This window comes from Peptoniphilus indolicus ATCC 29427 (assembly GCF_000227315.1).
GTDB classification, from domain to species: Bacteria; Bacillota; Clostridia; order Tissierellales; family Peptoniphilaceae; genus Peptoniphilus; species Peptoniphilus indolicus.
The window spans coordinates 152713-175129 of record NZ_JH165061.1 but is presented as its reverse complement, the minus strand read 5'-3'; the positions used below and the strand labels follow the sequence as shown (position 1 = coordinate 175129).

General features: G+C 33.1%; 16 protein-coding genes. 13 read left to right on the top strand and 3 right to left on the bottom strand.

All coding sequences use genetic code 11. The features are described from left to right. Positions 1-88 precede the first annotated feature (88 nt). The 7 genes from HMPREF9129_RS00760 to HMPREF9129_RS00730 all read left to right on the top strand — a co-directional run bounded on the left by HMPREF9129_RS00760 (position 89) and on the right by HMPREF9129_RS00730 (position 8634). Positions 89-679: a TetR/AcrR family transcriptional regulator gene (locus HMPREF9129_RS00760; RefSeq protein WP_004819292.1), complete on the top strand. Its 591-nt coding sequence runs from the start codon at positions 89-91 to the stop codon at positions 677-679. Positions 680-811: 132 nt separating this feature from the next. Continuing rightward, positions 812-2728 (top strand): ABC transporter ATP-binding protein, encoded by a 1917-nt coding sequence (locus tag HMPREF9129_RS00755; protein WP_004819289.1) that lies wholly within the window; start codon positions 812-814, stop codon positions 2726-2728. 3 nt (positions 2729-2731) lie between these two features. After that, positions 2732-4468 (top strand): ABC transporter ATP-binding protein, encoded by a 1737-nt coding sequence (locus HMPREF9129_RS00750; RefSeq protein WP_004819287.1) that lies wholly within the window; start codon positions 2732-2734, stop codon positions 4466-4468. 30 nt (positions 4469-4498) lie between these two features. Continuing rightward, positions 4499-5080 (top strand): MptD family putative ECF transporter S component, encoded by a 582-nt coding sequence (locus tag HMPREF9129_RS00745; RefSeq protein WP_004819285.1) that lies wholly within the window; start codon positions 4499-4501, stop codon positions 5078-5080. Further along, positions 5080-5772 carry an energy-coupling factor transporter transmembrane component T gene (locus tag HMPREF9129_RS00740; protein WP_004819284.1) on the top strand — a complete coding sequence of 231 codons (693 nt, stop codon included), beginning with the start codon at positions 5080-5082 and terminating at the stop codon, positions 5770-5772. Before HMPREF9129_RS00745 ends, HMPREF9129_RS00740 begins: the two co-directional genes overlap by 1 nt. After that, positions 5760-7157, top strand: a complete 1398-nt coding sequence (locus tag HMPREF9129_RS00735) for an ABC transporter ATP-binding protein (protein WP_040552100.1) — start codon at positions 5760-5762, stop codon at positions 7155-7157. Before HMPREF9129_RS00740 ends, HMPREF9129_RS00735 begins: the two co-directional genes overlap by 13 nt. 124 nt (positions 7158-7281) lie before the next feature. Then, a complete protein-coding gene (locus HMPREF9129_RS00730; RefSeq protein WP_040552098.1) occupies positions 7282-8634 on the top strand; it encodes an MATE family efflux transporter in 1353 nt (450 codons plus the stop codon). Positions 8635-9272: 638 nt separating this feature from the next. On the opposite strand, the gene HMPREF9129_RS00725 is transcribed toward HMPREF9129_RS00730, so the two are convergent. Beyond that, positions 9273-10421, bottom strand: coding sequence for a CapA family protein (locus tag HMPREF9129_RS00725; protein ID WP_004819277.1), 1149 nt, complete (start codon positions 10419-10421; stop codon positions 9273-9275). Positions 10422-10560: 139 nt separating this feature from the next. Further along, positions 10561-13434, bottom strand: coding sequence for an insulinase family protein (locus HMPREF9129_RS00720; protein WP_040552096.1), 2874 nt, complete (start codon positions 13432-13434; stop codon positions 10561-10563). A gap of 555 nt (positions 13435-13989) precedes the next feature. Between HMPREF9129_RS00720 and HMPREF9129_RS00715 the strand changes: the two genes are divergently transcribed. The 6 genes from HMPREF9129_RS00715 (at position 13990) to ilvA (ending at position 21364) form a co-directional block, all read left to right on the top strand. Then, complete coding sequence (locus HMPREF9129_RS00715; protein WP_004819273.1) at positions 13990-15627, top strand: tryptophanase; 1638 nt, start codon at positions 13990-13992, stop codon at positions 15625-15627. A 92-nt stretch (positions 15628-15719) separates the two neighbouring features. Further along, positions 15720-17060 (top strand): sodium-dependent transporter, encoded by a 1341-nt coding sequence (locus tag HMPREF9129_RS00710; RefSeq protein WP_004819271.1) that lies wholly within the window; start codon positions 15720-15722, stop codon positions 17058-17060. A gap of 116 nt (positions 17061-17176) precedes the next feature. Then, positions 17177-18697, top strand: a complete 1521-nt coding sequence (locus tag HMPREF9129_RS10485) for an S-layer homology domain-containing protein (protein ID WP_004819269.1) — start codon at positions 17177-17179, stop codon at positions 18695-18697. A 58-nt stretch (positions 18698-18755) separates the two neighbouring features. Further along, positions 18756-19418 carry a TVP38/TMEM64 family protein gene (locus HMPREF9129_RS00700; protein WP_004819268.1) on the top strand — a complete coding sequence of 221 codons (663 nt, stop codon included), beginning with the start codon at positions 18756-18758 and terminating at the stop codon, positions 19416-19418. A gap of 132 nt (positions 19419-19550) precedes the next feature. Continuing rightward, positions 19551-19907, top strand: a complete 357-nt coding sequence (locus tag HMPREF9129_RS00695; protein WP_004819266.1) for a class II SORL domain-containing protein — start codon at positions 19551-19553, stop codon at positions 19905-19907. 260 nt (positions 19908-20167) lie between these two features. Then, the gene (gene ilvA, locus HMPREF9129_RS00690; protein ID WP_004819264.1) at positions 20168-21364 is read left to right on the top strand and encodes a threonine ammonia-lyase; all 1197 of its coding nucleotides are present in this window, start codon (positions 20168-20170) and stop codon (positions 21362-21364) included. A 21-nt stretch (positions 21365-21385) separates the two neighbouring features. On the opposite strand, the gene mnmH is transcribed toward ilvA, so the two are convergent. Then, positions 21386-22405: a tRNA 2-selenouridine(34) synthase MnmH gene (mnmH, locus tag HMPREF9129_RS00685; RefSeq protein ID WP_004819262.1), complete on the bottom strand. Its 1020-nt coding sequence runs from the start codon at positions 22403-22405 to the stop codon at positions 21386-21388. Positions 22406-22417 lie beyond the last annotated feature (12 nt).

Sequence of the window (22417 nt, the reverse complement as noted above, 5' to 3'; positions counted from 1 at the left end):
ATTTTAAAAAATGGTTGTTAGGCGAAGTTAAATGATATATAATATCATTAAATACCGACTACGTCGTCGGTATAAGAGGAGGAAATATATGTGTGCTGCCAAAAGGTTGAGCGTAAAGGAAAGAAAAAAAGAAATCATGGACTCAGCTGCAAAAGTAATTGCAGAAAAGGGACTTGAAAAGACAACAATGGAAGAAATTATTGCAGGAACAACTTTATCAAAGGGTGGGGTTTATCACTATTATGGAAGTGTTATAGAAATATTTAAAGATATTATGCTTAATGGAATTAAATATAGAGACGAAATTATAAGAGAACATCTGGCTAAATCTCAAAAAAATGTAACTAAGGAATTTATGGCTAAGGAGCTTGTAACAAAGATAATTGATGACAACCTTTATATGCCGCTTTATATTGAGTTTTTAATTGCTAAAAAAAGAAATCCTGAGCTCTGTGAACTTATGGTGGAATTACAGGAGCAGACAAAAGAAAGACTCAAAATATCTATGAATGAAGAACTAAAATGGATAAATGAAGCCAATATTTTTCAATTAGTTACTGATTTTACAAATGCAATGATTATTGCGGCAGATGTTTTAGACGCTAGAGAAAATTTCGCCAAGAATAGAAAGATTTTAGAAAAAATGATTATTTGCATATTTGAAAATGGAGAGGAATAAAATAAAGCTTTATAAGAATAGATAGTTTTTTTCTAGGATCCGTTAATCTGCTTATCGATAGCTATGATAAGGCAAATAGAATATTTTTTATAATCAAGGGTTAGTATACACTAGCTGAAAGGAGATAAATTAATGAAGGAGAAAAAACATAATGATAAATTGCTTGATTCTACTTCGGAAATCAAGAAGCCCAAGGGAAATGAAAATTTAATAAGAGATATAGAGAATTTAAATCTCGATGTTCCTAATGAAATTATGCAGCGAATCGAAAGTGATGTTGAGCGAAGTGAAAAGCAACCCAAAATTAGCATGGGGGGATTAAATAAAGCGCTTATGAGTATAGCTCCGGAGTATAAGGGGAGGATGCAACTTTCTGTTATTTTGGCCTGTATTGGAGAGATTTTTAGTTTTTCTACTTATTTTTTCAGTGCTTATGCGGCAGGGTGGTTAATAAAAAATTCCGGTAATAAACCGGTAAGCTTTGATGAACTTATTAAATATGCTTTTTTGGCAGTAGGATCATTGTTTCTCTATTTTATATTTACAGGATTTAGCACAACTATTTCACACAGAACATCATTTTCTATACTCGCAAAACTTAGACAGACTTTATTTGAAAAATTAAAGGTGATTCCAATGGGATATTTGGTGGATAATCCTGTGGGAAAAATCAAAGTAATTATCATGGAACGAGTAGCGGATATGGAAGATTGGGTAGCTCATATAATGCCGGAGTTGCCGAGTAGACTTTTACATCCGATACTTTGTATAATCATTTTATTTTTATTGGACTGGCGGATAGGATTATCAATATTTGTACCATTGCCAATTATTTTTATCGGAATGGCTACTATGATGTATAAATACCGTAGCAGGATGGCTGTGTGGATATCAAGTTATGCTAATGTTGCGGATAGAAGTGCTGAATATGTTCGTGGGATACCTGTAATAAAAGCTTTTGTACAAGATAAAGTTTCGTATGGGAAATTTGCAGATGCGGTAAAATTCTATCATTTCTCTACGATGAAGTGGTGGAAGCAAAGTTGGTTTGGCAAAGCACTGATGACTGCGGCGATGATGACACCGCAGATAGTTAGTATGCCTTTAGCTTTTTATTTATATGGGAACGGACAAATAGGTATCGAAACTTTAATTTTATCACTTATACTTCCGATTGCTATTCTTCCGCAGGCTTTTTCAATTATGACGAGCTTTGAACTCTTCCAAATGGCATCGAATACTTGGGTATCCATACAAGAATTGCTTGATATGCCTGTACAAAAACGTCCTGATTCAAAAAATAAAGCTGTTATAGACAAGAATAGGGGAATTAAGTTTGATGGGGTAAGTTTTTCTTATCATGACGGAACTGAGGTTCTGCATAACATTTCTTTTGAAACAAAACCGGGGGAAGTAACTGCACTTGTAGGGCCTTCAGGGGGAGGTAAATCCACAATTGCAAAGCTTTTAGTAGGCTTTTGGGATCAGTCATCGGGAACAATTTCTATTGGAGGTGTGGATACAAATAAAATCTCATTTAAACAGCTTGCAGAAGAGATTTCTTTCGTATCACAAGATAACTTTTTGTTCGATGTGAGCATTAGAGATAATATAAGACTTGGTAAACCGTGGGCGAGCGAGGATGAAATTATTGCGGCAGCAAAAGCTGCTCATTGTCATGATTTTATTATGGCACTTCCTGAAGGATATGATACTAAAGCGGGTGAAGCAGGCGGAGCAATGTCAGGTGGAGAAAGACAACGTATAACTCTTGCCAGAGCAATTTTGAAACCTGCATCAACAATTGTCTTAGATGAGGCAACAGCTTATGCCGATCCGGAAAATGAAGCACTCATTCAAGAAGCGTTATCTCATCTTGTAAAGGGAAAAAATCTTGTGATGGTTGCCCATAGATTAAATACAATTAAGCAGGCGCATCAAATAATTTTGATTGATAAAGGTAAAATTATAGCTAAGGGTAAGCATGATGAACTTATGAAAGAGCCGCTCTATGCAAGTCTTTGGGAACAATATTTAGGGAAGGAGTAGAATATGAAGTTTATAAAATTATCACTCAAATTAGCGGGACAGTATAAAAATCGACTTAAGGCGGGAATGTTGCTTATTTTTCTTCAAAACGCTTCTGTGTTGTTTGGATTTTTCGCTCTATTCCTTGCATTCGGTTGGATGAATGAAATTACTGTCGGACATATTTGGACGATTTTTGGAGTATTATTTGCATCTTTTCTTTTCAATTTTCTAACAGGTTGGGCAAAGAGTGGTCTTAGTGACGGTGTTTTCTTCGGAATTTTCAAAGATTACAGACTTGCTGTCGGAGAAAAACTTAAAAAAGCACCCATGGGATATTTTGCAGAACAAAGTTTATCGAGAATTATGGCGGCTTTTACCAATGTTATGAAAAGTCTTGAAAACTACTCTGCAATGAGCATAGACTTTGCTGTTTCCGGGATTTCAATATCATTTTTCCTATTGATTGGAATGTTCGGTGTAAATATTAAAATCGGAATATTGACTTTAATTTGCTTAATTTTTATTTGGCTTTGCGTATTACTTATGACTAATCAAGCAAAGAAAGAAATTGCACGTGAACATACTGCCATTACCAAGTTGGGGGATGCTTTAGTCGACAGTATCAGCGGTATTCCTGTGCTTCGAAGTTTTCCGCTTGTGAACGAGAGCGTTGAGGAGGAAATACACTCTAAATTGAAGAATGCTTCTGAGGAGCTTAGACTTACGCAAGTACATTTTGAGATGGTCTTTGTTATTTATGCTAGAATTTTTTCTACTATTATCAATCTTTCGAGCCTCCTTGTTACACTATTTTCTTGTTATCTCTATACTAAAGGAGAGGTTTTATTACCGCAAGCACTCACTGTTTCAGCTGCCGGGTTTATGATTTTTGGTGGCTTAAAACAACTTGAAAACGCAGCTATTCTGATGGTTAAAAATCCTGCGAATATGCAATATTTGGATGAGGTTTTAGATATTCCTGAAATAAGTGAGGGGACTTTAGAAGTCATGAAAAACAATGATATTGTCTTTGATAAGGTGAATTTTGGTTATGACAAGAGAAATTTTGTCTTAAAAGATCTTTCATTTACGATTCCACAAGGTTCAAGGACAGCTATTGTCGGACCTTCCGGTTCAGGGAAAACTACAATTATCAATTTAATATCTCGTTTTTATGATGTTGATAGTGGTGAAATAAGATTGGGGGATGAGGATATACGAGATTATAAAGTAGAAAGTTTACTAAAAAATCTTTCTCTTGTTTTCCAAGATGTATATCTTTTTCGAGATACCATAGAAAACAATATTCGCTTTGCAAATCCTGATGCAAGTCATGAAGAAGTTGTAGAAGCTGCTAAAAAAGCGCGCTGTCATAATTTTATTATGGAACTTCCCGACGGTTATAATACTATGGTAGGCGAAGGGGGAAGTTCTCTTTCAGGCGGAGAAAAACAGAGAGTTTCTATTGCGAGAGCGTTACTGAAAAATGCACCGATTATTCTTTTAGATGAAGCGACCAGCTCTGTTGATCCTGAAAATGAATATGAGATTTTGGCTGCTATTGAAGAATTATCGAAAGGGCATACTGTTATCTCTATAGCACACAGACTTTCTACAGTGAAAAAAGCTGATCAAATCTTAGTAATTGACGGCGGTACATTGGTGCAAGCGGGAAATCACAGTGACTTGATTTGCAAGGAAGGAATTTACTCATCGTTTATACAGGCACGAGAACGTGCAGCCAATTGGACATTATAGAAATTAGAAAAATTTATTAGGAGGAAGAAAATGAGAGAAAATAAACTAAAAATCAAAGATTTAGTAACCATTGGTGTATTTGCAGTTATCTATTTTGTAGTAATGTTCGGTGTGGGAATGATAGGAATGGTACCTATTTTATTCTTAGTATATCCAACTCTTCTTGGTATTGTGACAGGTACAATTATTATGTTATTTATGGCAAAGGTTCAAAAACCTTGGGGCTTATTTATATTAGGAATACTATCCCCATTATTGATGTTTGCTATGGGGCATACCTATGTAATAGCAGTTCATGCTATTGTTGTTATGTTTATTGCTGAAATGATAAGAAAAGTGGGCGGATATAATTCTTTTAAATACAATATGTTTGCTTTTGCGATTTTTAATACATGGATTTGTGGATCTTTAATGCAAATGCTATGGGCAAAAGAAAAATATATTAAATTATCAATGATGATGGGAAAAGAATATGTAGATGCTTTAGAAAAGTTAATTACCTATCCAAATATGTTATTAGTTTATGCCGGTGCTTTAATAGGTGGAATTATCGGAGCATATATTGGAAAGGCTCTTCTTAAGAAACACTTTAACAAAGCGGGTATTGTTTAATGTTTATTGAGAATAATAGAAGATTAAATCCAAATCCCATAACAAAGTTATTTGTTGTGGGATTATTGGGGTTAACTGTTGTACATTCCATTCATCCTATTTTGGAATGGGCATTGATATTTATTATTTCCATAATGTACTTAATAAATGGCTTTAGAAAAGAAGCAATAAAAAATATTCTTTTATTCGGTATTCTATTTCTTGCACCGAATTTTAAGATATTAGCTCAGTTGCCATTTTTAATAAAGATGTTATTTTCTTTAATTTTTGTACTGCGTATGTTTTATATACCTTTTGCTGCAGGAAAATTTTTGATTAAAACATCGGATGTTGGGAGTATTATTTCATCTATGGATGTCTTAAAAATCCCAAGTGTCATATCTATACCTATAGCGGTGATGTTTCGATTTTTTCCGTCTTTTGCGGAAGAAAGAGAAAATATAAAAATGGCAATGAAAATAAGGGGAATAGAAACAAAAAATCCTTTTAAATATTTAGAGTATGTTATTGTACCTCTTTTAATTATTTCATCTAATATTGCTGATGACATCTCTAAGGCGGCTGAAACAAAATGTATTGCAAATCCCATAAAAAAAACGAGATATGTTAGGGTTGGTGTAAATTTAATCGACTTCATCTATGGGATAGTGATGGCATCAATAGTCATAGGAGGATGGTTATGCTTCAAATAAAAAATCTTTGTTTATCGTATGGTGAAGATAATAAAATATTAAATAATATTTCCTTAAAAGTTCTTGACGGAGAATGTATTTTACTAACAGGTGAAAGCGGAAGCGGAAAGTCCTCTATAATCAATTCAATTAACGGATTAGCATTTGCCTATGAAAATGCCGTTGGAACAGGTAGCATTAAAGTCGATGACAAAGAAATAAAGAACTTAGAACTTTATGAAGTATCCCTACTTATTGCCAGTGTTTTTCAAAATCCTAAGACACACTTTTTTAATGTTAATACTACAATAGAACTCCTGTTTTATTTAGAGAACATCGGGTTATCTAAAGAGGATATGGACTCACGTATGCAAGAAATGCTGAAAATATTTCATATAGAGCATTTACTTGGACGTAGTATCTTTGAATTATCCGGTGGAGAAAAACAGATATTGTGTGTAGCTGCTTCGTATATTTCCGGATGTAAAATTATAGTACTTGATGAACCGTCATCAAACTTGGATGACAAGCACATAAATATTTTAATGAAAATGCTAAAAATGTTAAAAGAAAAGAAAATAACGCTTATTCTTGCAGAGCATCGAATTTATTATCTGATGAATTTGGTCGATTATATTTATTTAATAAAACAAGGAAGAATTGACCAAGTTTTTAACAAAGAAGAGTTTTTGTCATTATCAAGTGAAAGTTTGATCGAGTATGGACTTCGTTCAATACACAAGACACCTTTAAGTAAAAATCAAAAACTTTATGGAAAAGATTTAGTCATTCAAACGATGAAAATTGATTTTGAAGACAAAGGTGAATTAGTCCTTAAAGACATATCTTTTGACTTGGGAGAGATTTATGGCATTGTCGGCAAAAATGGTTGTGGGAAATCTACTTTTTTACGTGCAATGACAGGGCTGAACAAAAAGGATAACAATGAAATTATTTTTAAAGGTAAAAAACTTAGCAAAATAGAACGAATTAAAAATTCAGCTTTTGTTATGCAAGATGTAAATCATCAACTTTTTACAGATTCTGTAGAAGAAGAATTGAAACTCGGAGTTAAGGATTCAAGTCAAGATAAAATAGATAGGGTTCTAATTGGACTTGGACTTGATGAATTGAGGAAAAGGCATCCAATGAGCTTATCAGGAGGACAAAAACAAAGAGTGGCGATTGCTTCTGTTTTATGCAAAAATTCTAAGTTTATATTTTTTGATGAGCCTACAAGTGGAATGGATTATAATAATATGCTAAAAATTTCAAAACTGATAAAGAAAATGAAAACGAAAGATAACATCGTATTTATTGTTTCTCATGATATTGAATTTATAAATGCAACAACAGATTATGTTCTTTGTTTAGAGGATTTTCGAAGTTATAAATATCAAGAATAATGAAGAGTACTGTTTAAATGAAATGGAAAGAAATTTAAATAGTCTTAGTGAAGTATATGGAAGTTTAATAAGTGCGAAAATTAATATTATTAACGATATTATATTAAAAATAAGGAGATCGTTTATGAAAGAAAATATGAAAGAACAATTGCTCACAAAAACACCCATATCATTGATGTTTCAATTATCTATCCCGGCAGTTATCGGGATGATAGTAATTGGATTGTATCCATTAATGGACGGAATATTTGCAGGGAAGATTATTGGACAGATAGCCATGACTGCCTGCGGGGTTGCAATGCCGCTTACTTTTTTTAATAGTGGTGTTTCAACTTTACTTGGTGTAGGCTCGGCATCTGTTTTATCACGAGCAATTGGAAAAGGTGATCAGAAAACTGTAGATAAAATCATGGGGAATTTGATTTTTTGGGTGATTTTCTTTTCGACAATTATAACAGTTGGCGGAATACTACTTGCACCACATTTTTTAGATATGGTCGGTGCGACAGGCGAAATCAAGTCTTATGGTATCAGATACCTGAGAGTGATTTTTATCGGTTCTATCTTTGTAAACTTCACGCAGTCTGCAAATATGGTCATGCGTGGGGAAGGATTGATGAAAAAAGCAATGATGATTATGGGGCTTGGGGCATTACTCAATATAATTCTTGATCCGATTTTAATGATACTTATGGGTAAATATGCCATTGAAGGTGCTGCTCTTGCAACGATCACAGCACAGTTTGTTCAAGCTGTGATAACACTTCAATATTTTTTGAGGAAAAGTAAAGTTGTAAGGATCTATAAGATTAAATCTGATGTGAGAATAAAAAAAGAAATGTTCGCAGTAGGTTCATCGGCTATGATGATGCAGCTTTTGTTTATGATTCAGCAAACTATGCTCTACAAAATGGCATTTAAATATGGCGGTGATCCAAACGGAATTTTAATGGCAGCATCGCTTCGTGTATATGCCTTTTCATTCATTCCGCTTTGGGGAATGAGCCAAGGCTTACAACCTGTTGTAGGAACAAACTTCGGAGCCGAGCAATATGATAGAGTAAGACAAGCAATGAAAGTATTTTCTATCGGAGGGATTGTGCTTGCAGCAGTCTTCTGGATTCCGTCATTATTGTTATCAAGTCAGATACTTTCGCTGTTTGGAGTAGACGCAAATATCATAGCTCAGGGAGTAGGGAATTTCAGACTGTTCTATTCTGTATTTATTTTATATGGTGTTATGGTCATGAGCATTACATTTTTTCAATCAATTGGAAACGGAAAGAAGGCAGGGATTATAGTTATGTTAAGACAGTTATTTTTATTTGTTCCTGCAATGATTTTCTTGCCAATGGCATTTGGAGTGAAAGCGGTTTGGTTCACGCAACCTCTTGTAGATTTTATAATGATTGTTGTTGGAATATTTATGATGATTGTTGAGTTGAATAAAATGGGAAGAGAAAAGACAATTAATTAAATACTATTAACAAAAATAAACATATTGGTTGTTAGAAATGCGAAATAAGAAATGAAATATTTAATTGTTGAAGGAGGATAAAACATAACAATAGGATACTATCTGTATATGATTGAGCGGCATGGCATAAATTAAAAGAACTTAAAATTTCAGGGAATATAAAAATTATTCACATACCACCCTATACACCGAAAATGAATACCATAGAACAAATATGGAAACAAATAAGATCTATGGGATTTAAGAATGAACTCTTTCATTTATTAGTTGATGTCGTCGATGTATTACTTGAAACAATAAATACTAAAGAAAAGATTAAAAACATTACTCGTATGAATTGATTGTATTTCTACATTTAATAGGATATTAGAATTAAATGAATCGCTAAGTAAAAACTTAAAAAGAATTAGATATCGAGGATTAATTAAAAGATAAGAAATAAAATTTTTAAAAAGATAAAAAATTCATTGTAGTAATTTAATATTTTAGTAATAGAGGAGGTCAATCTGCCCTTATTAAAATAAAGGAGAGGTTGACCTCTTTTACGATCATAAATATATGAGTAGAAAAATAATGAAAGTTGTGATAAAAGATACTATATTTAATAATTATATTTTTGGCAATTAATCAATATAGAATTATTTCTGTGGACCTTGTAAGATGCCAAGTCTTTCGATGACCCAGTTATAACTTGAATCGACAAAGTTTTGAGTTCTTTGGTCTAAAGTGTTTCTATATTTTCCACCGTTTAGAATATCTGAATACAATACGACTTCGGATTGTATTTTTCCGTTTTGGTCGTGGTATCTATTCACGTAAGTTGGGTGGAGAATAAAGTTTTCAAGTTTTGTATTTCCATTTTGTTTAATCAAATTCAATTCTACAAAGACTCCGGATTCAACTCCGGCATGACCAATCCACTGTTGTCTTTGGTTTGAAATTGAGTTTCCCATTGAAAAAATTGTAAATTTATTATCTTTTAGTTCAACTCTTTGCAAAACATGAGGGTGCGAACCAAGGACTGCGTCTACACCATTATCTAACAAAAATTTTTCAAAATATTTTTGAGTTTCTGATGGTTCGCTCGCGTATTCAACACCCCAATGTGGGTATGCAATGATGTAATCTGCGCCAAGGCTTTTTAAATTTTGGATGTCACCTAAAATTAAATCTTCTTGAAGTGGTGAGATTTCATATCTCTTATCTTTTGGAACGAGTCCGTCTAAACCGTTAAACATTTCAGAATATGATAGCAAACCAACTGCGATGCCATTGGTAGTTATGATTAGAGGTTTGGAATTTTCTTTGCGAGTGCCGAAGTGCTTTAAGCCGGCTTTTTCTATTGCGTCAATAGTTGTTTGAACGCCTTCGTATCCGGAATCAAGACAGTGGTTATTTGAGGTCGCTAATGCATCGAAACCAAAGTCTTTTAAATAATTTAAAGCTTCAGACGGGGTGTTGAACATTGGATGACCTGAGATATTTTTGTTTGGATTGACTGTGCTTTCAAAATTTCCAATTACTAAGTCAGCACCTTTTAAATATTCTGAAACTTTTTGATAATAGGTGTTGAAAGAGTACAATCCTGTGGTGGCATCATAATTATATTTATACAATGGCATATGGTACATGATGTCGCCAGTTGCCCAAATTTTAGTTCTGTATATTTCATTTTCAGTTTTTTTCGGGCTGTTTATGTTAATAGATTTATTGTTGTTTGAGTAAATGTATAGTGCTCCTACTAAACACAGTAGAATGGATAATGATATCGTTATAAGTTTTTTCATTGAATCACCAAGTTAATTATAGCATATGTACTGTATTGGTGAATAATGACATGTTTGATTAATTTAGATGATTAAACTGGTTTATATTAAAAAGGTGATGTTGCAAAATAGAATTCTATTTTACAATATCACCTTATTTTTATCTTTTTAGTTCAATTACTTCTTTAAACAACTTGCTTGACTCTATCATTTCTTTTGAGCCTATTGCAGTAATATAATTTTTATTCATAGCTTCTTTTAATGCTCCACGTAGAGCTTTTAGGTCTGAAAGCTTGGTGTTTAGCGCTTGTTCTTTAAATTCAGCAACTTTTTCTTCTGTTAAGTTTGTCATAAATCGGCTGAAGTTTGCACTTCCCTTTTCAGCTGCGCCAAGAAGTGGGTCGAAAGCATTCATAGTACCGATTATATAATTTTTGAGTTCATCTTCAGTTAAGTCAAGTGAGTCCACATATTCAGCCATATTGTCATAAACTTCAGCTGTCTTTTCAAGGTTAGGGTCTCTATAAGAATAAGTTACTACGTCATCTGACATAGAGAACTTAACTCCAGCTCCATAAGCGCCACCTTTAGCACGTATTTGATTATGAAGATAATCAGCGGACAATATATTTCCAAGGACAGGCATAATACCTGAGTAGTTTATTCCGAATTCTTTTAGATTATATCCTTTAGATACATAGTTTACATTGGCAGAAGTTGTAAATCCTTGATTTTTTGGATTAGGAGTAAATTCAAATTCAACAGATTCATATTTTTCAGTAGGAAGAGATTCTAAAAACTCGGATAGAAAATCTTTCTTTTCAGAACTGTCGGCAGTTAAATTCACAACAACATCCACACCGTTTATCAACTTGGCTGATAGTTCTTTAAGTTTAGCGCTTAAACCTTCCCACATAGTTTCAAAGTTTTCAATCAAATCAGAAAGGTAGAAGTAGTAGTTAAATCCACCGGCTATTTGATTATAAGCAGATAGCTTTGAGAAATAACTCTTAACAACTTCAGCAGCTATTGAATGTCCGCTTTGAAGTATTATTGCCTCGATATATGATTTTTGAAGTAAGATAAGCTCTTTAATTCTCTTCTTATCATCAAATTTAGAATTTAATAAAATTTCTTTTGAAAGTTCAATAGACTTTTCAAAGTTCAAGTCTAAAGTCTTAATAGAAGCTTCAAATCGAGATTTGAATTCATCTTCTTTAGTGTAGTCTCTATAAGTTGCAAGTCCTGTTCCAAAACCACCCATTGTCTTATATATTTCTGTGTCTAAATTAGAATAGTGATAGTTTTGAGTGGAGACTTTGCCGAATAATTCGCTTAATAGATTCATAGTTGGCAAATCTTCGATAGCTATATATTCAGCAGGGAACGAAATTGTAACGTAAGAGATACCATTTGTAGGTTGAGGATTGAATAAAAGCGTTCCATATTTTTCTTTAAATATCTCACTTTCAATGTGTTCGATACCCTCTTTGATATCAGAAAGTTCAAGTGAAGGTATGGTGTTTTTATCCTCATCACTGTCTTCTCTTAATTGATATTCGACTAAATTTTTATGATTTAATATAATGTTATCTACTTCTTCATCAGAAAGAGAGTCCTTTATATTCTCAAGTTTTTCTTTTAATTCATTTAGTTCAATTTCATTTTTATCAGCGTCTGCTGAAATTTGAACTCCAACTGAATATTTGTTATCAATCAAATGCTTTTGAATGTATTGTTCAAAGAAATCAGTATCTATTTTATTTCTCAAGTTTTCAATTACAGATAGAGATTTTAGTCCGTCTATAGGGTTTTCGCCATATAACCAAGTGTTAAGAGCTCTAATGTAATATATTATAGCCTTTTGGACTCCTCCGCCTTCACGATATGCAAACTCAAATTTATTAAATGTAGCAAGGAGCAAATCCTTATCTATGCCATTTGAAACTATTTTTTCGAGAGAGGCATATATGAAGTCGCGAAATTCTTCGGCAGTTTTCCCACCGGTGTTTTTAGCGACAATTGATAAGTCAAGAGTTAGTGAAGTTGAATTTTCAGCCCAAACATCTTCTGCAAAACCTGAGCTTAAAACATCTTGTTTTATAGGAGATGAATCTGAATTTACTAAGAGTTCAGATAGGAAATTTCTCATAAATAAATCTTCAGGGTTTAAACTCTTTCCAATACACCACCCAAATCCTAAATAATCATTTTTCTTTTCAACCTCTGCTGGAGTTGCAGCATAAGTCTCTTTTACAAAGGTAGTTTCTGTAATTGGAGAGTTTAATTTTATTTCAGAGTCTATTTCTTCAAAATCAAATGAATTTAAATAGTTATCTTCTATAAATTTTAAAACTTCTTCATAATTCATATTTCCATAGAGATAGATATAAGAATTAGAAGGATGGTAAAATTTTTTGTGGAAATTCAAAAAGTTTTCGTAAGTTAAATTTGGAATTTCTTTAGGGTCTCCACCTGAATCAACACCATAAGTTGAGTTGGGATGTAGGTTAAAAGTCAAAGTATCAGAAACTATTGATTGAGGGTCTGAGTAGACACCTTTCATTTCATTGTATACGACACCGTTTATAGATAATGGAGAATCTTTTTCCATTTCATAGTGCCAACCTTCTTGTTCAAAGATTTCTTTGACTTCATACATTCTCGGATAAAATACGGAATCTAAGTACACATCCATCAGGTTATAAAAGTCTTTTTCATTTCTTGAACTGACAGGGTAGATTGTCTTATCAGGAAATGTCATAGCATTCAAAAAAGTTTGTTGGCTGGATTTTATAAGGTCCATAAAAGGTTCTTTTGTTCTATATTTTCTTGAGCCGGATAGTACAGAGTGTTCAACTATATGGGCAACTCCTGTTGAATCTTCAGGGATTGTCTTAAAACCAATTCCAAAGGCTTTATTTGCATCATCATTTGAAAGCACAAGGACTTGTGCATTAGTTTTTTCGTGTATAAAATATAGTGCCTTAGAAGACACTTCATCAATCATTTCTTCTTTTAAAAGTTTATACATTGTAGCCTCCTTTATTAAAGATATTATACACATTAAATGTACAGCATGGCAAAAGAAATAATAATTTACAGCAAATTGAAGAAATAATTTTAAAATGATAATATTATTTATGATTAAGTAATATTTTTAGATAAATCGATAGGAGGATATTTATTATGAATACAATTGCAAACATATTGCCAACGATTTTTATGATACTTATGGCGGGCTTGGTTGTATATGTTATAAGTAAAATAATTAAGAAGTAAAACATAGATTATTTAGAATAAGTTATAGTTAAAAATAAAGGTTAGTATAAGGCGTCAACTTATTGACAAAGTATCTCAGTAGATGATAAAATTGACCTATAAAGAAGTTCCGTGTTATGCAAACGATTCTAAAAACTTGAATACATAGATCTAATAAAAAATCAAAGCAATTGTTTGTAATATCTAAGGAACTGCTTTAGATATTCAAAAATAGTTAGAGTAGTATACTGTCCGCTAATCGATAATTTCGAAAACCGGGGTATCCTCTGAGAAGGCGATAGTCAAAATTTAGGAGGTCAGTATAAAAATGAAAGAATATCAATTAAACGTTCCAACACCACGTTCTTTTTCTTACGTAAAACGTAATATCCCAAATGTTACTATTGAACAACGTGAAAGAGCTTTGAAAGAAACTCATTACAATGAATTTGCATTCCCGGCAGGTATGCTTACTGTAGATATGTTGTCTGACTCAGGTACAACAGCTATGACAGACCAACAATGGTCAGCAATGTTCTTAGGCGATGAAGCTTACGGAAGAAACAAGGGCTACTATGTACTTTTAGATGCAATGCGTGATTGTTTTGAACGTGGAGACGATCAAAAGAGAATTATAGACTTGGTTAGAACAGATTGCCAAGATATAGAAAAAATGATGGACGAAATGTACTTATGTGAATACGAAGGCACTCTTTTCAACGGTGGGGCAGCTCAACTTGAACGTCCAAATGCGTTCATTATGCCACAAGGCCGTGCAGCGGAATCTATTTTATTTGAAATAGTTCGTAAAATATTAGCAGAACGTGAACCGGGGAAAGTATTCACAATTCCTTCAAATGGACACTTCGATACTACTGAAGGAAATATTAAACAAATGGGTTCAATTCCTCGTAACCTATACAACAAAGAATTATTATATGAAGTTCCAGAAAACGGACGTTATGAAAAGAATCCTTTCAAAGGTGATATGGACGTTGAAAAACTTCAACAACTTATAGATGCAGTTGGTATTGAAAACATTCCAATGATTTACACTACAGTTACAAACAATACTATCTGTGGACAAGCTGTTTCTATGAAGAGTATCAGAGAAACTTCTGAACTTGCTCATAAATATGAAATTCCATTTATGCTTGATGCTGCAAGATGGGCAGAAAACTGCTACTTTATCAAGATGAATGAAGATGGCTATGCAGACAAATCAATTGCTGAAATAGCTAAAGAAATGTTCTCTTATTGTGATGGTTTCACAGCTTCACTTAAGAAAGACGGACACTCTAACATGGGTGGTATCTTAGCTTTCCGTGATAAAGGATACTTCTGGAAGAAATTCTCAGATTTCAACGAAGACGGAACAGTTAAGACAGATGTAGGTATATTACTAAAAGTTAAACAAATTTCTTCTTATGGTAATGACTCTTACGGTGGAATGTCAGGACGTGACATCATGGCTCTTGCAGCAGGTTTATATGAATGTCTAAACGTAAACTATCTTGAAGAACGTATTGATCAATGCAACTATCTTGCAGAAGGTTTATTCAACGCTGGAGTAAAAGGTGTTGTAATTCCTGCAGGTGGACACGGAGTTTATATCAATATGGATGAATTCTTTGATGGAAAGAGAGGGCATGAAACATTTGCCGGAGAAGGTTTCAGTTTAGAACTTATCCGTCGTTACGGTATAAGGGTTTCTGAACTTGGAGATTATTCTATGGAATATGACCTTAAGACTCCTGAGCAACAAGCTGAAGTTGCAAACGTAGTAAGATTTGCAATTAACAGAAGTGTTTACTCTAAAGAACATTTAGATTATGTAATAGCTGCTGTTAAGGCGCTTTATGAAGACCGTGAATCAATTCCAAACATGAGAATTACAAAAGGTCACACTCTTCCAATGCGTCACTTCCATGCATTTTTGGAACCATATCCAAACGAAGAAAAATAATTTAATAATTAAATAAACCAACCTAAAATCTCATCCCTTCTGTAATGGAGAGGATGAGATTTTAATAAAATAAATAATTGTGGAGGCACAATATGTCAGAAAAAAACGGTGGGAAACGAGACGGATTTAGCAGTAAGTGGGGATTTATTTTAGCCTGTATAGGTTCAGCTGTAGGTATGGGAAATATTTGGAGATTTCCTGTTTTAGTTTCGGCATGGGGAGGAATGACATTTTTAATTCCGTACTTCATATTTGTAATTTTAATAGGTAGTACTGGGGTTATAGAAGAGTTTGCACTTGGTCGTGCTGCAGGAGCAGGCCCTGTGGGAGCTTTTGGGATGTGTACAGAGCAAAAAGGTAATAGAAAAGTGGGGGAAACTTTAGGTTTAATTCCTGTAGTGGGTTCTCTTGCTCTTGCGATAGGTTACACATGCGTAATGGGTTGGATTTTTAAATATGCTTGGATGTCAATAGACGGTTCATTGTATGCAATGGGTAATGATATGGATGTAATAGGTTCTACATTTGGCAAAACTGCTTCAGCAGGTGGAGCTAATACATGGATCATTATAGCAATAGTTGTAAGTTTAATAATAATGTCAATGGGTATTGCAGGCGGTATAGAAAAGGCAAATAAGATAATGATGCCGGTGCTGTTCATACTATTTGTATTTTTAGCCATATACATAGCACTACAACCGGGAGCATCTAATGGTTATAGTTATATATTCACTGTAAATTCAGAAGGATTAAAAGACCCTAAGCTTTGGATTTTTGCTTTTGGACAAGCTTTCTTTTCTCTATCAGTAGCGGGAAGTGGCTCGGTAATATATGGTTCATATTTGAGTAAGAGTGAAAATTTAATAGATTCTGCAAAACAAGTTGCATTCTTTGATACTTTAGCCGCAATGCTTGCTGCAATAGTTATTATTCCAGCTATGGCAGTTGGTGGCGCTGAGCTATCAGAAGGAGGTCCAGGACTTATGTTTATTTACTTAGTAAATGTAATAAATGGAATGATTGGTGGAAGAATTATAGGGGTTGTATTCTACCTCTGTATATTATTTGCAGGCGTTAGCTCAATAATCAATCTATATGAAACACCGGTTGCAGTCTTACAAGAAAAATTTAATATGAATAGATTAACTGCAGTTGTAATAATTCATGTTATTGGATGTGCTGTAGCTATATTTATACAAGCCATAGTTTCTCAATGGATGGATATTGTTTCGATCTACATTTGTCCGTTAGGAGCACTTTTAGCAGGGGTAATGTTCTTCTGGATAGCAAACAGAGAATTTGCAGAGGAAGCAGTAAATTTAGGAGCACCTCACAAAATTGGAGGATGGTTTTATCCTGCAGGAAAGTATTTATATTGTGCTTTAGCTTTTATTGCCCTAATAGCAGGTGCAATCTTTGGAGGAATCGGCTGATATATATTACAAGTCCCCTTTTTAAAAGGGGATTTTTTAGTTTAAAGTGAAGAAAAATATGAGCTTGTATTTTACTAAACTACTTTAAAAAGATATAATAATAAGAGAGGTGTTTTATGAAGAAGATTTTGATTTTATTTTGTTTTATATTGATGCTAAGTACACCGGTGTTTGCTCAAGAAATATCTGCTGTTTTGGAACAACCGGCAGTGGCAAAGGCGGTAGTTGGGGATAATTTAAATTATAAATTGAATATAAGTATTCCAAAAGAAGGTGTAAAGTATAAATCTTTTGCTGTTACTCTACTAATGGATGAAAAGTTATCAGTTACTGGGACGTCTTTAGAAGGTGTTGTTAAGAATGATAAGATTGTGTTGAAGAGTACAGAAGTTAAAGGGAAACAAAATATAGTTTCACTTTCAGTGAATGATATGAAGGCACTTGGAGAAGTAAATAACTTTTCAGTTTCTATATCAACTAAAGTTAGAACAGGAGCACAAGAAGGAGATTTCAACAATTCTGTAGTGCTTAGTTCAATAAAAGATGATGGAAAAGAGAGTTCAAGTCAAAAAGATTTGACATCAAATACTGTTGTAACGAATTCTAAGACACAATTAAAAATCAATGAATTAAAGACTCAAGATGAAATTCTAACAGGGACAACTCAACCAAAAGCTAAAGTAAGTGTTTTTGATGGAAATATAGAAATTGAAAATGTCATTGCAAATGACAAGGGAGAATTTGAAATAAAGATTCCTAAACAAGAACTTGGCAAAAAACTAAAAGTCATTTCAGTATATAAATTGAATGGAAAAGTTACAACAGACTCTGAAAACATAGTTGTTTCCGATTCGGAAGGGAAGAAGGCAACTGTAGCTATCGATACAAAAGTTTTAGAAGATTATGTTAAGATGGCAATGAATATTTCTACAAACAGAGCAAGTAATGAAGACAGGGCGAGAATAGAAGCGGCAGTTGCAAATGCTAAATATGTATTAGTAATGTCAGATAGAAAAAATTCTGATTTAGAAGACGCACTTACTAAAGTTAAGAATGCAGTTAAATATTTAAGAGTTCCATATATGAATGGATATTGGGACAAGACTTTTAAACCTAAAAAAGAGATGACAAGGGCAGAAGTTGCTCAAGTATTGGCAAGAGTTTACTTGAAGAAAGAACCTTCAGGGAACTATACTAATTTTAGGGATGTAAAACAAAGTGAATGGTATGCAGATGCAATTGGTTTTATGGAAGAAAAGGGCTTTATGAAAGGCTACTATGACGGAAGCTTTAAACCTGAAAAATCTATAACAAGAGCAGAATTTGCAGCAGTTATAGCCAAATTAAAAGATGAAGGTGTAGAAGAAAGTGTAACTTATGAAGATGTAAAAGCAGATAGTTGGTCGAGGGAGGCAATAAGCTATGTTAGCTCTAAAGGATATATGACAGGCAGAAGTTCTACAATATTTGCAGCAGATTATCCTATTACAAGAGCTGAGTGTGCAAAAGTATTGAACAAGATTTTGGACAGAAGTCCGAATAAAGAATTTATGGATACTTATTCAAAGAATCCATTTAAAGATTTTGATAAAAATGACTGGGCATATTATGAAATATTAGAAATAACAGGTTATTAATAAAATCTTAATTATAACTTAAGAATAGAAATTAAAAATATTGTGTATAATTATAAATATGAAGGATGAAAAAAATATAGAAACTGACAAACCACATGGAATTCTCGAAAGAAGAGGCTTGTTAGAAGAAAACAATAGAAAACTAAATAGAATTTATCATAGTATTACTGCGGTAACTATGTTATTAATGTTTTGGGGATTTTATAGAGGTTATAGACTTGGAATTTTTACATCTCAAGAAAAGTTAGATAGCTTCATAGTAAATCTTGGAGTATGGGGACCGTTATTTTTTGTAGTACTTCAAATTATACAAGTAGTTGTTCCTATAATACCGGGAGGAATAACCTCAATAGCAGGAGTTTTCATATTTGGACCTTTGAAGGGAACTATTTATAATTATGTTGGGATTGTAATAGGAAGTTATATCAATTATTTTTTGGCAAGGAAATATGGCATAGTATTTGTTGAAAAATTAATTGGCAAGAAAAAATTGCAAAGATATACAAAATGGATTCACAAGGGAAATAAATTTGATAGGTTTTTTGCAATAGCTATTGCGTTGCCAGTGGCGCCTGATGATATACTCTGCTTGTTTGCAGGGCTTGTGAATATGAAATTGTCAAAATTCACATGGATAATTTTATTCTTAAAACCTTGGTCATTAATCGCCTATACATTAGGTGGAGATGTTTTGATTAAGAAAATGCTATTAAATTGGTAAGAGAGGGAAACCTCTCTTATTTTTTGTAAAAGTTATATAAAATAAAGATAATTTAAATAATAAGGTTAAAAATCTTCACAAAGGGTATAAATTTGTCAGAGTAAGTTATATACAATTTGAGGAGGAAATATAATGAAATTAACAGAAACAGTAAAAGCCGGAGATTGGAAAAACGAAAAGCACGTACCTGTACTTCACGTTGAAAGTGTAAACGGAGAATTAAAAATACATGCACAAGTAGGAGAAGAAATTGAACATCCAAATACTTTAGAACACCATATTGGATGGATTAAAGTATTCTTCCAACCTGAAGGATTTGCAGCTCCAGTTGAAGTAGGTTCTTATAATTTCTCTGCACACGGAGAAGGAGAACTTCTTTCTAAACCTGAAGTTCACGCAGTTGTTAAGACTGATAAAAAAGGAACTGTATATGCATTAAGCTATTGCAATATTCACGGCCTTTGGGAAAGCGCTGAAGAAGTTAAATAAGAATAGATTTAGAGATGGGTTAAGCTCATCTCTTTTTTAGTATAAATAAATTTTAATTCAGGAATTTATAATATAATTTAAAAATAAATAGAGTTAGAACTGAACTATTACATAGTAAATTTTATAATATTAAAAGTTGTGATAAAATTACTATATAACATCAAATCAAGTTTGTGTTTTAGTGAAAAGGAAAACGTAAGCAAGAAGTGGTTTACATAATATAAAATTGGAGTTAGAGAATTAAGAGGGGGTTATTTGTATTGAATAAATTAAGTATGGAGAGCGTATATAGTGCGGCAGAGAAACTTAAAGAGGTTGCGAGAAAAACTTCTTTAATTGAGTCAAGTCAATTTAAAGGGGTTTATCTAAAAACTGAAAATTTACAGGTAACAGGTTCTTTTAAATTGAGAGGTGCATATTATAAAATATCAACTTTAAGTGAAAAAGAAAAAGAAAGGGGAGTTGTTGCTTGTTCTGCCGGGAACCACGCTCAAGGAGTAGCCTTAGCATGTCAAAGACTTGGAATCAGTGCAACTATTTTTATGCCTGAGTCAGCTCCAATTTCAAAAGTTGAGGCGACAAAATCATATGGAGCAGAAGTTAAGTTAGTGGGAAGTGTATATGATGATGCATATGCTGCTGCTATAAAATACAATGAGTCAGAGGGAAAGACTTTCATACACCCTTTCAATGATGAAACTTTAATTGCAGGTCAAGGAACGGTTGGACTTGAAATTCTTCAAGAAATTGAGGATATTGATGCAATTGTGGTGCCAATAGGCGGGGGTGGACTTATCTCCGGAGTTGCTTTTGTGGCAAAGAGTTTAAATCCAAATTGTAAAGTTTACGGTGTAGAGGCTGAGTCTGCAAATGCAATGAAGTTGTCTAAAGAAACTCATCAATTGATGTGCATTGATTCAGTTTGTACTTTTGCAGATGGGATAGCTGTAAAAAAACCGGGAGAAGTTACTTTTGATTTAGTTGAAAAATATGTTGATGAAATAGTGACAGTGTCTGAAGATGAAATTGCATCTGGTGTACTTGAACTTATGGAAAAACAAAAGTTAGTTTGTGAAGGGTCTGGTGCGGTAGGATACTCAGCCATTAAACACGGAAAGATTCCATACGAAGGCAAAAAGGTAGCTGTTTTATTATCTGGAGGCAACATTGATGTAAATATACTTTCTAAGGTTGTTCACAGAGGTCTTGTAATGAGCGGAAGAAACACTAAGTTTAGATTAGTGTTGACTGATAAACCTGGACAACTGGCAAAGGTTGTAAACTTAATTGGCGAGTCCGGGGCAAACATCATTAAGGTTGAGCACAATGAAAGTGAAGAGCATATGGAGATAAATTGCAAGATAGTTAAATTTGTAATTGAAACAAGAGATGCAGAGCATATTAAGGAAATAAAGAACAAAATAGTTGCAAGTGGAATAAATATAGTAAATATGTAAAAGCCGGCTAAAGGTCGGCTTTTACAGTGTCTGCATAAAATTTTGTAAGTTTTCTAAGATTAGTTCATCGTTATTTAAATGCAAGTCATCTTTGGAATAATTTATGGCGTAATGACTATCGTAGTAGTTTAAGATTAAATCTTTTATAACAAATTCAAGATCGTTATTTTCAACATGGGATTTATATGAATTAATTCTATCTTCGGATATATACTTACTTAAATTATCGAGTGCTGAGTTGATTTCTTCTTTTGTGCCATTTACATAGTCTCTTTTTATTCGAGCAACTCTATTTTCAATGGTATCTTCTATAACTATGTTGGTTCCCTTGTACATTTTATCTAATAAGTATTTCGGAAGTAAGATATTTCCTATTCTACTACTCTCACCTTCTAAAAATATTAAATCGGAAGTTTTCAAAAGAGAGTTATACAGAAGAGATTCAAATTGTTTTTGAGATGGCTGAGCATTTAAACCCAGACTACCAAATGAACTGCCACGGTGGTTTGCAAGTTCTTCGAGATTTAAAATAGATAGCCCTGAACTTTTTAACCTATTTAATATCTCTGTTTTTCCTACTCCGGTTTTTCCGTGGAGAACTACAAAGTTTTTAGTGGATACTAATTGCTCTAAATTTTCTCTTATATATTTTCTGTATGCTTTGTAACCTCCGACTAATTTTTTTACAGGGACTCCCAGACTTCTTAAAAATTGAAAAAATACTGTGCTTCTATATCCACCTCTTGCACAGTATAAAATTACATGGTCATAATTTTTTACAAGTTCTAAAATATTATCAAATAAAGTAGGTAATTTAGCAGCGGCGTATTTAACTGATAGAGATTTTGCTCTATCTATTTCTCCGTTATCAAATAAAGTACCTACAATTTTTCTCTCTTCATTATTTAAAATTGGAAAGTTTATAGCTTCAGGGATATTAAAACTTTTAAATTCAATTGGGCTTCTCATATCTATTAATATAAAAATTTCATTTTTAACGCTATATTCAAATAAGTCTTTGGGACTAATTTCAAATTTCATTTCATCACCTTA

Excerpts from the sequence above, each read along its gene's own strand:
- HMPREF9129_RS00760 (WP_004819292.1), top strand. The coding sequence starts at position 89 with ATGTGTGCTGCCAAAAGGTTGAGCGTAAAGGAAAGAAAAAAAGAAATC.
- HMPREF9129_RS00725 (WP_004819277.1), bottom strand. The coding sequence starts at position 10,421 with ATGAAAAAACTTATAACGATATCATTATCCATTCTACTGTGTTTAGTA.
- HMPREF9129_RS00715 (WP_004819273.1), top strand. The coding sequence starts at position 13,990 with ATGAAAGAATATCAATTAAACGTTCCAACACCACGTTCTTTTTCTTAC.
- HMPREF9129_RS10485 (WP_004819269.1), top strand. The coding sequence starts at position 17,177 with ATGAAGAAGATTTTGATTTTATTTTGTTTTATATTGATGCTAAGTACA.
- HMPREF9129_RS00755 (WP_004819289.1), top strand. The coding sequence starts at position 812 with ATGAAGGAGAAAAAACATAATGATAAATTGCTTGATTCTACTTCGGAA.
- HMPREF9129_RS00695 (WP_004819266.1), top strand. The coding sequence starts at position 19,551 with ATGAAATTAACAGAAACAGTAAAAGCCGGAGATTGGAAAAACGAAAAG.
- mnmH (WP_004819262.1), bottom strand. The coding sequence starts at position 22,405 with ATGAAATTTGAAATTAGTCCCAAAGACTTATTTGAATATAGCGTTAAA.
- HMPREF9129_RS00750 (WP_004819287.1), top strand. The coding sequence starts at position 2,732 with ATGAAGTTTATAAAATTATCACTCAAATTAGCGGGACAGTATAAAAAT.
- HMPREF9129_RS00700 (WP_004819268.1), top strand. The coding sequence starts at position 18,756 with ATGAAGGATGAAAAAAATATAGAAACTGACAAACCACATGGAATTCTC.
- HMPREF9129_RS00710 (WP_004819271.1), top strand. The coding sequence starts at position 15,720 with ATGTCAGAAAAAAACGGTGGGAAACGAGACGGATTTAGCAGTAAGTGG.
- HMPREF9129_RS00720 (WP_040552096.1), bottom strand. The coding sequence starts at position 13,434 with ATGTATAAACTTTTAAAAGAAGAAATGATTGATGAAGTGTCTTCTAAG.
- HMPREF9129_RS00745 (WP_004819285.1), top strand. The coding sequence starts at position 4,499 with ATGAGAGAAAATAAACTAAAAATCAAAGATTTAGTAACCATTGGTGTA.
- HMPREF9129_RS00730 (WP_040552098.1), top strand. The coding sequence starts at position 7,282 with ATGAAAGAAAATATGAAAGAACAATTGCTCACAAAAACACCCATATCA.
- HMPREF9129_RS00735 (WP_040552100.1), top strand. The coding sequence starts at position 5,760 with ATGCTTCAAATAAAAAATCTTTGTTTATCGTATGGTGAAGATAATAAA.
- HMPREF9129_RS00740 (WP_004819284.1), top strand. The coding sequence starts at position 5,080 with ATGTTTATTGAGAATAATAGAAGATTAAATCCAAATCCCATAACAAAG.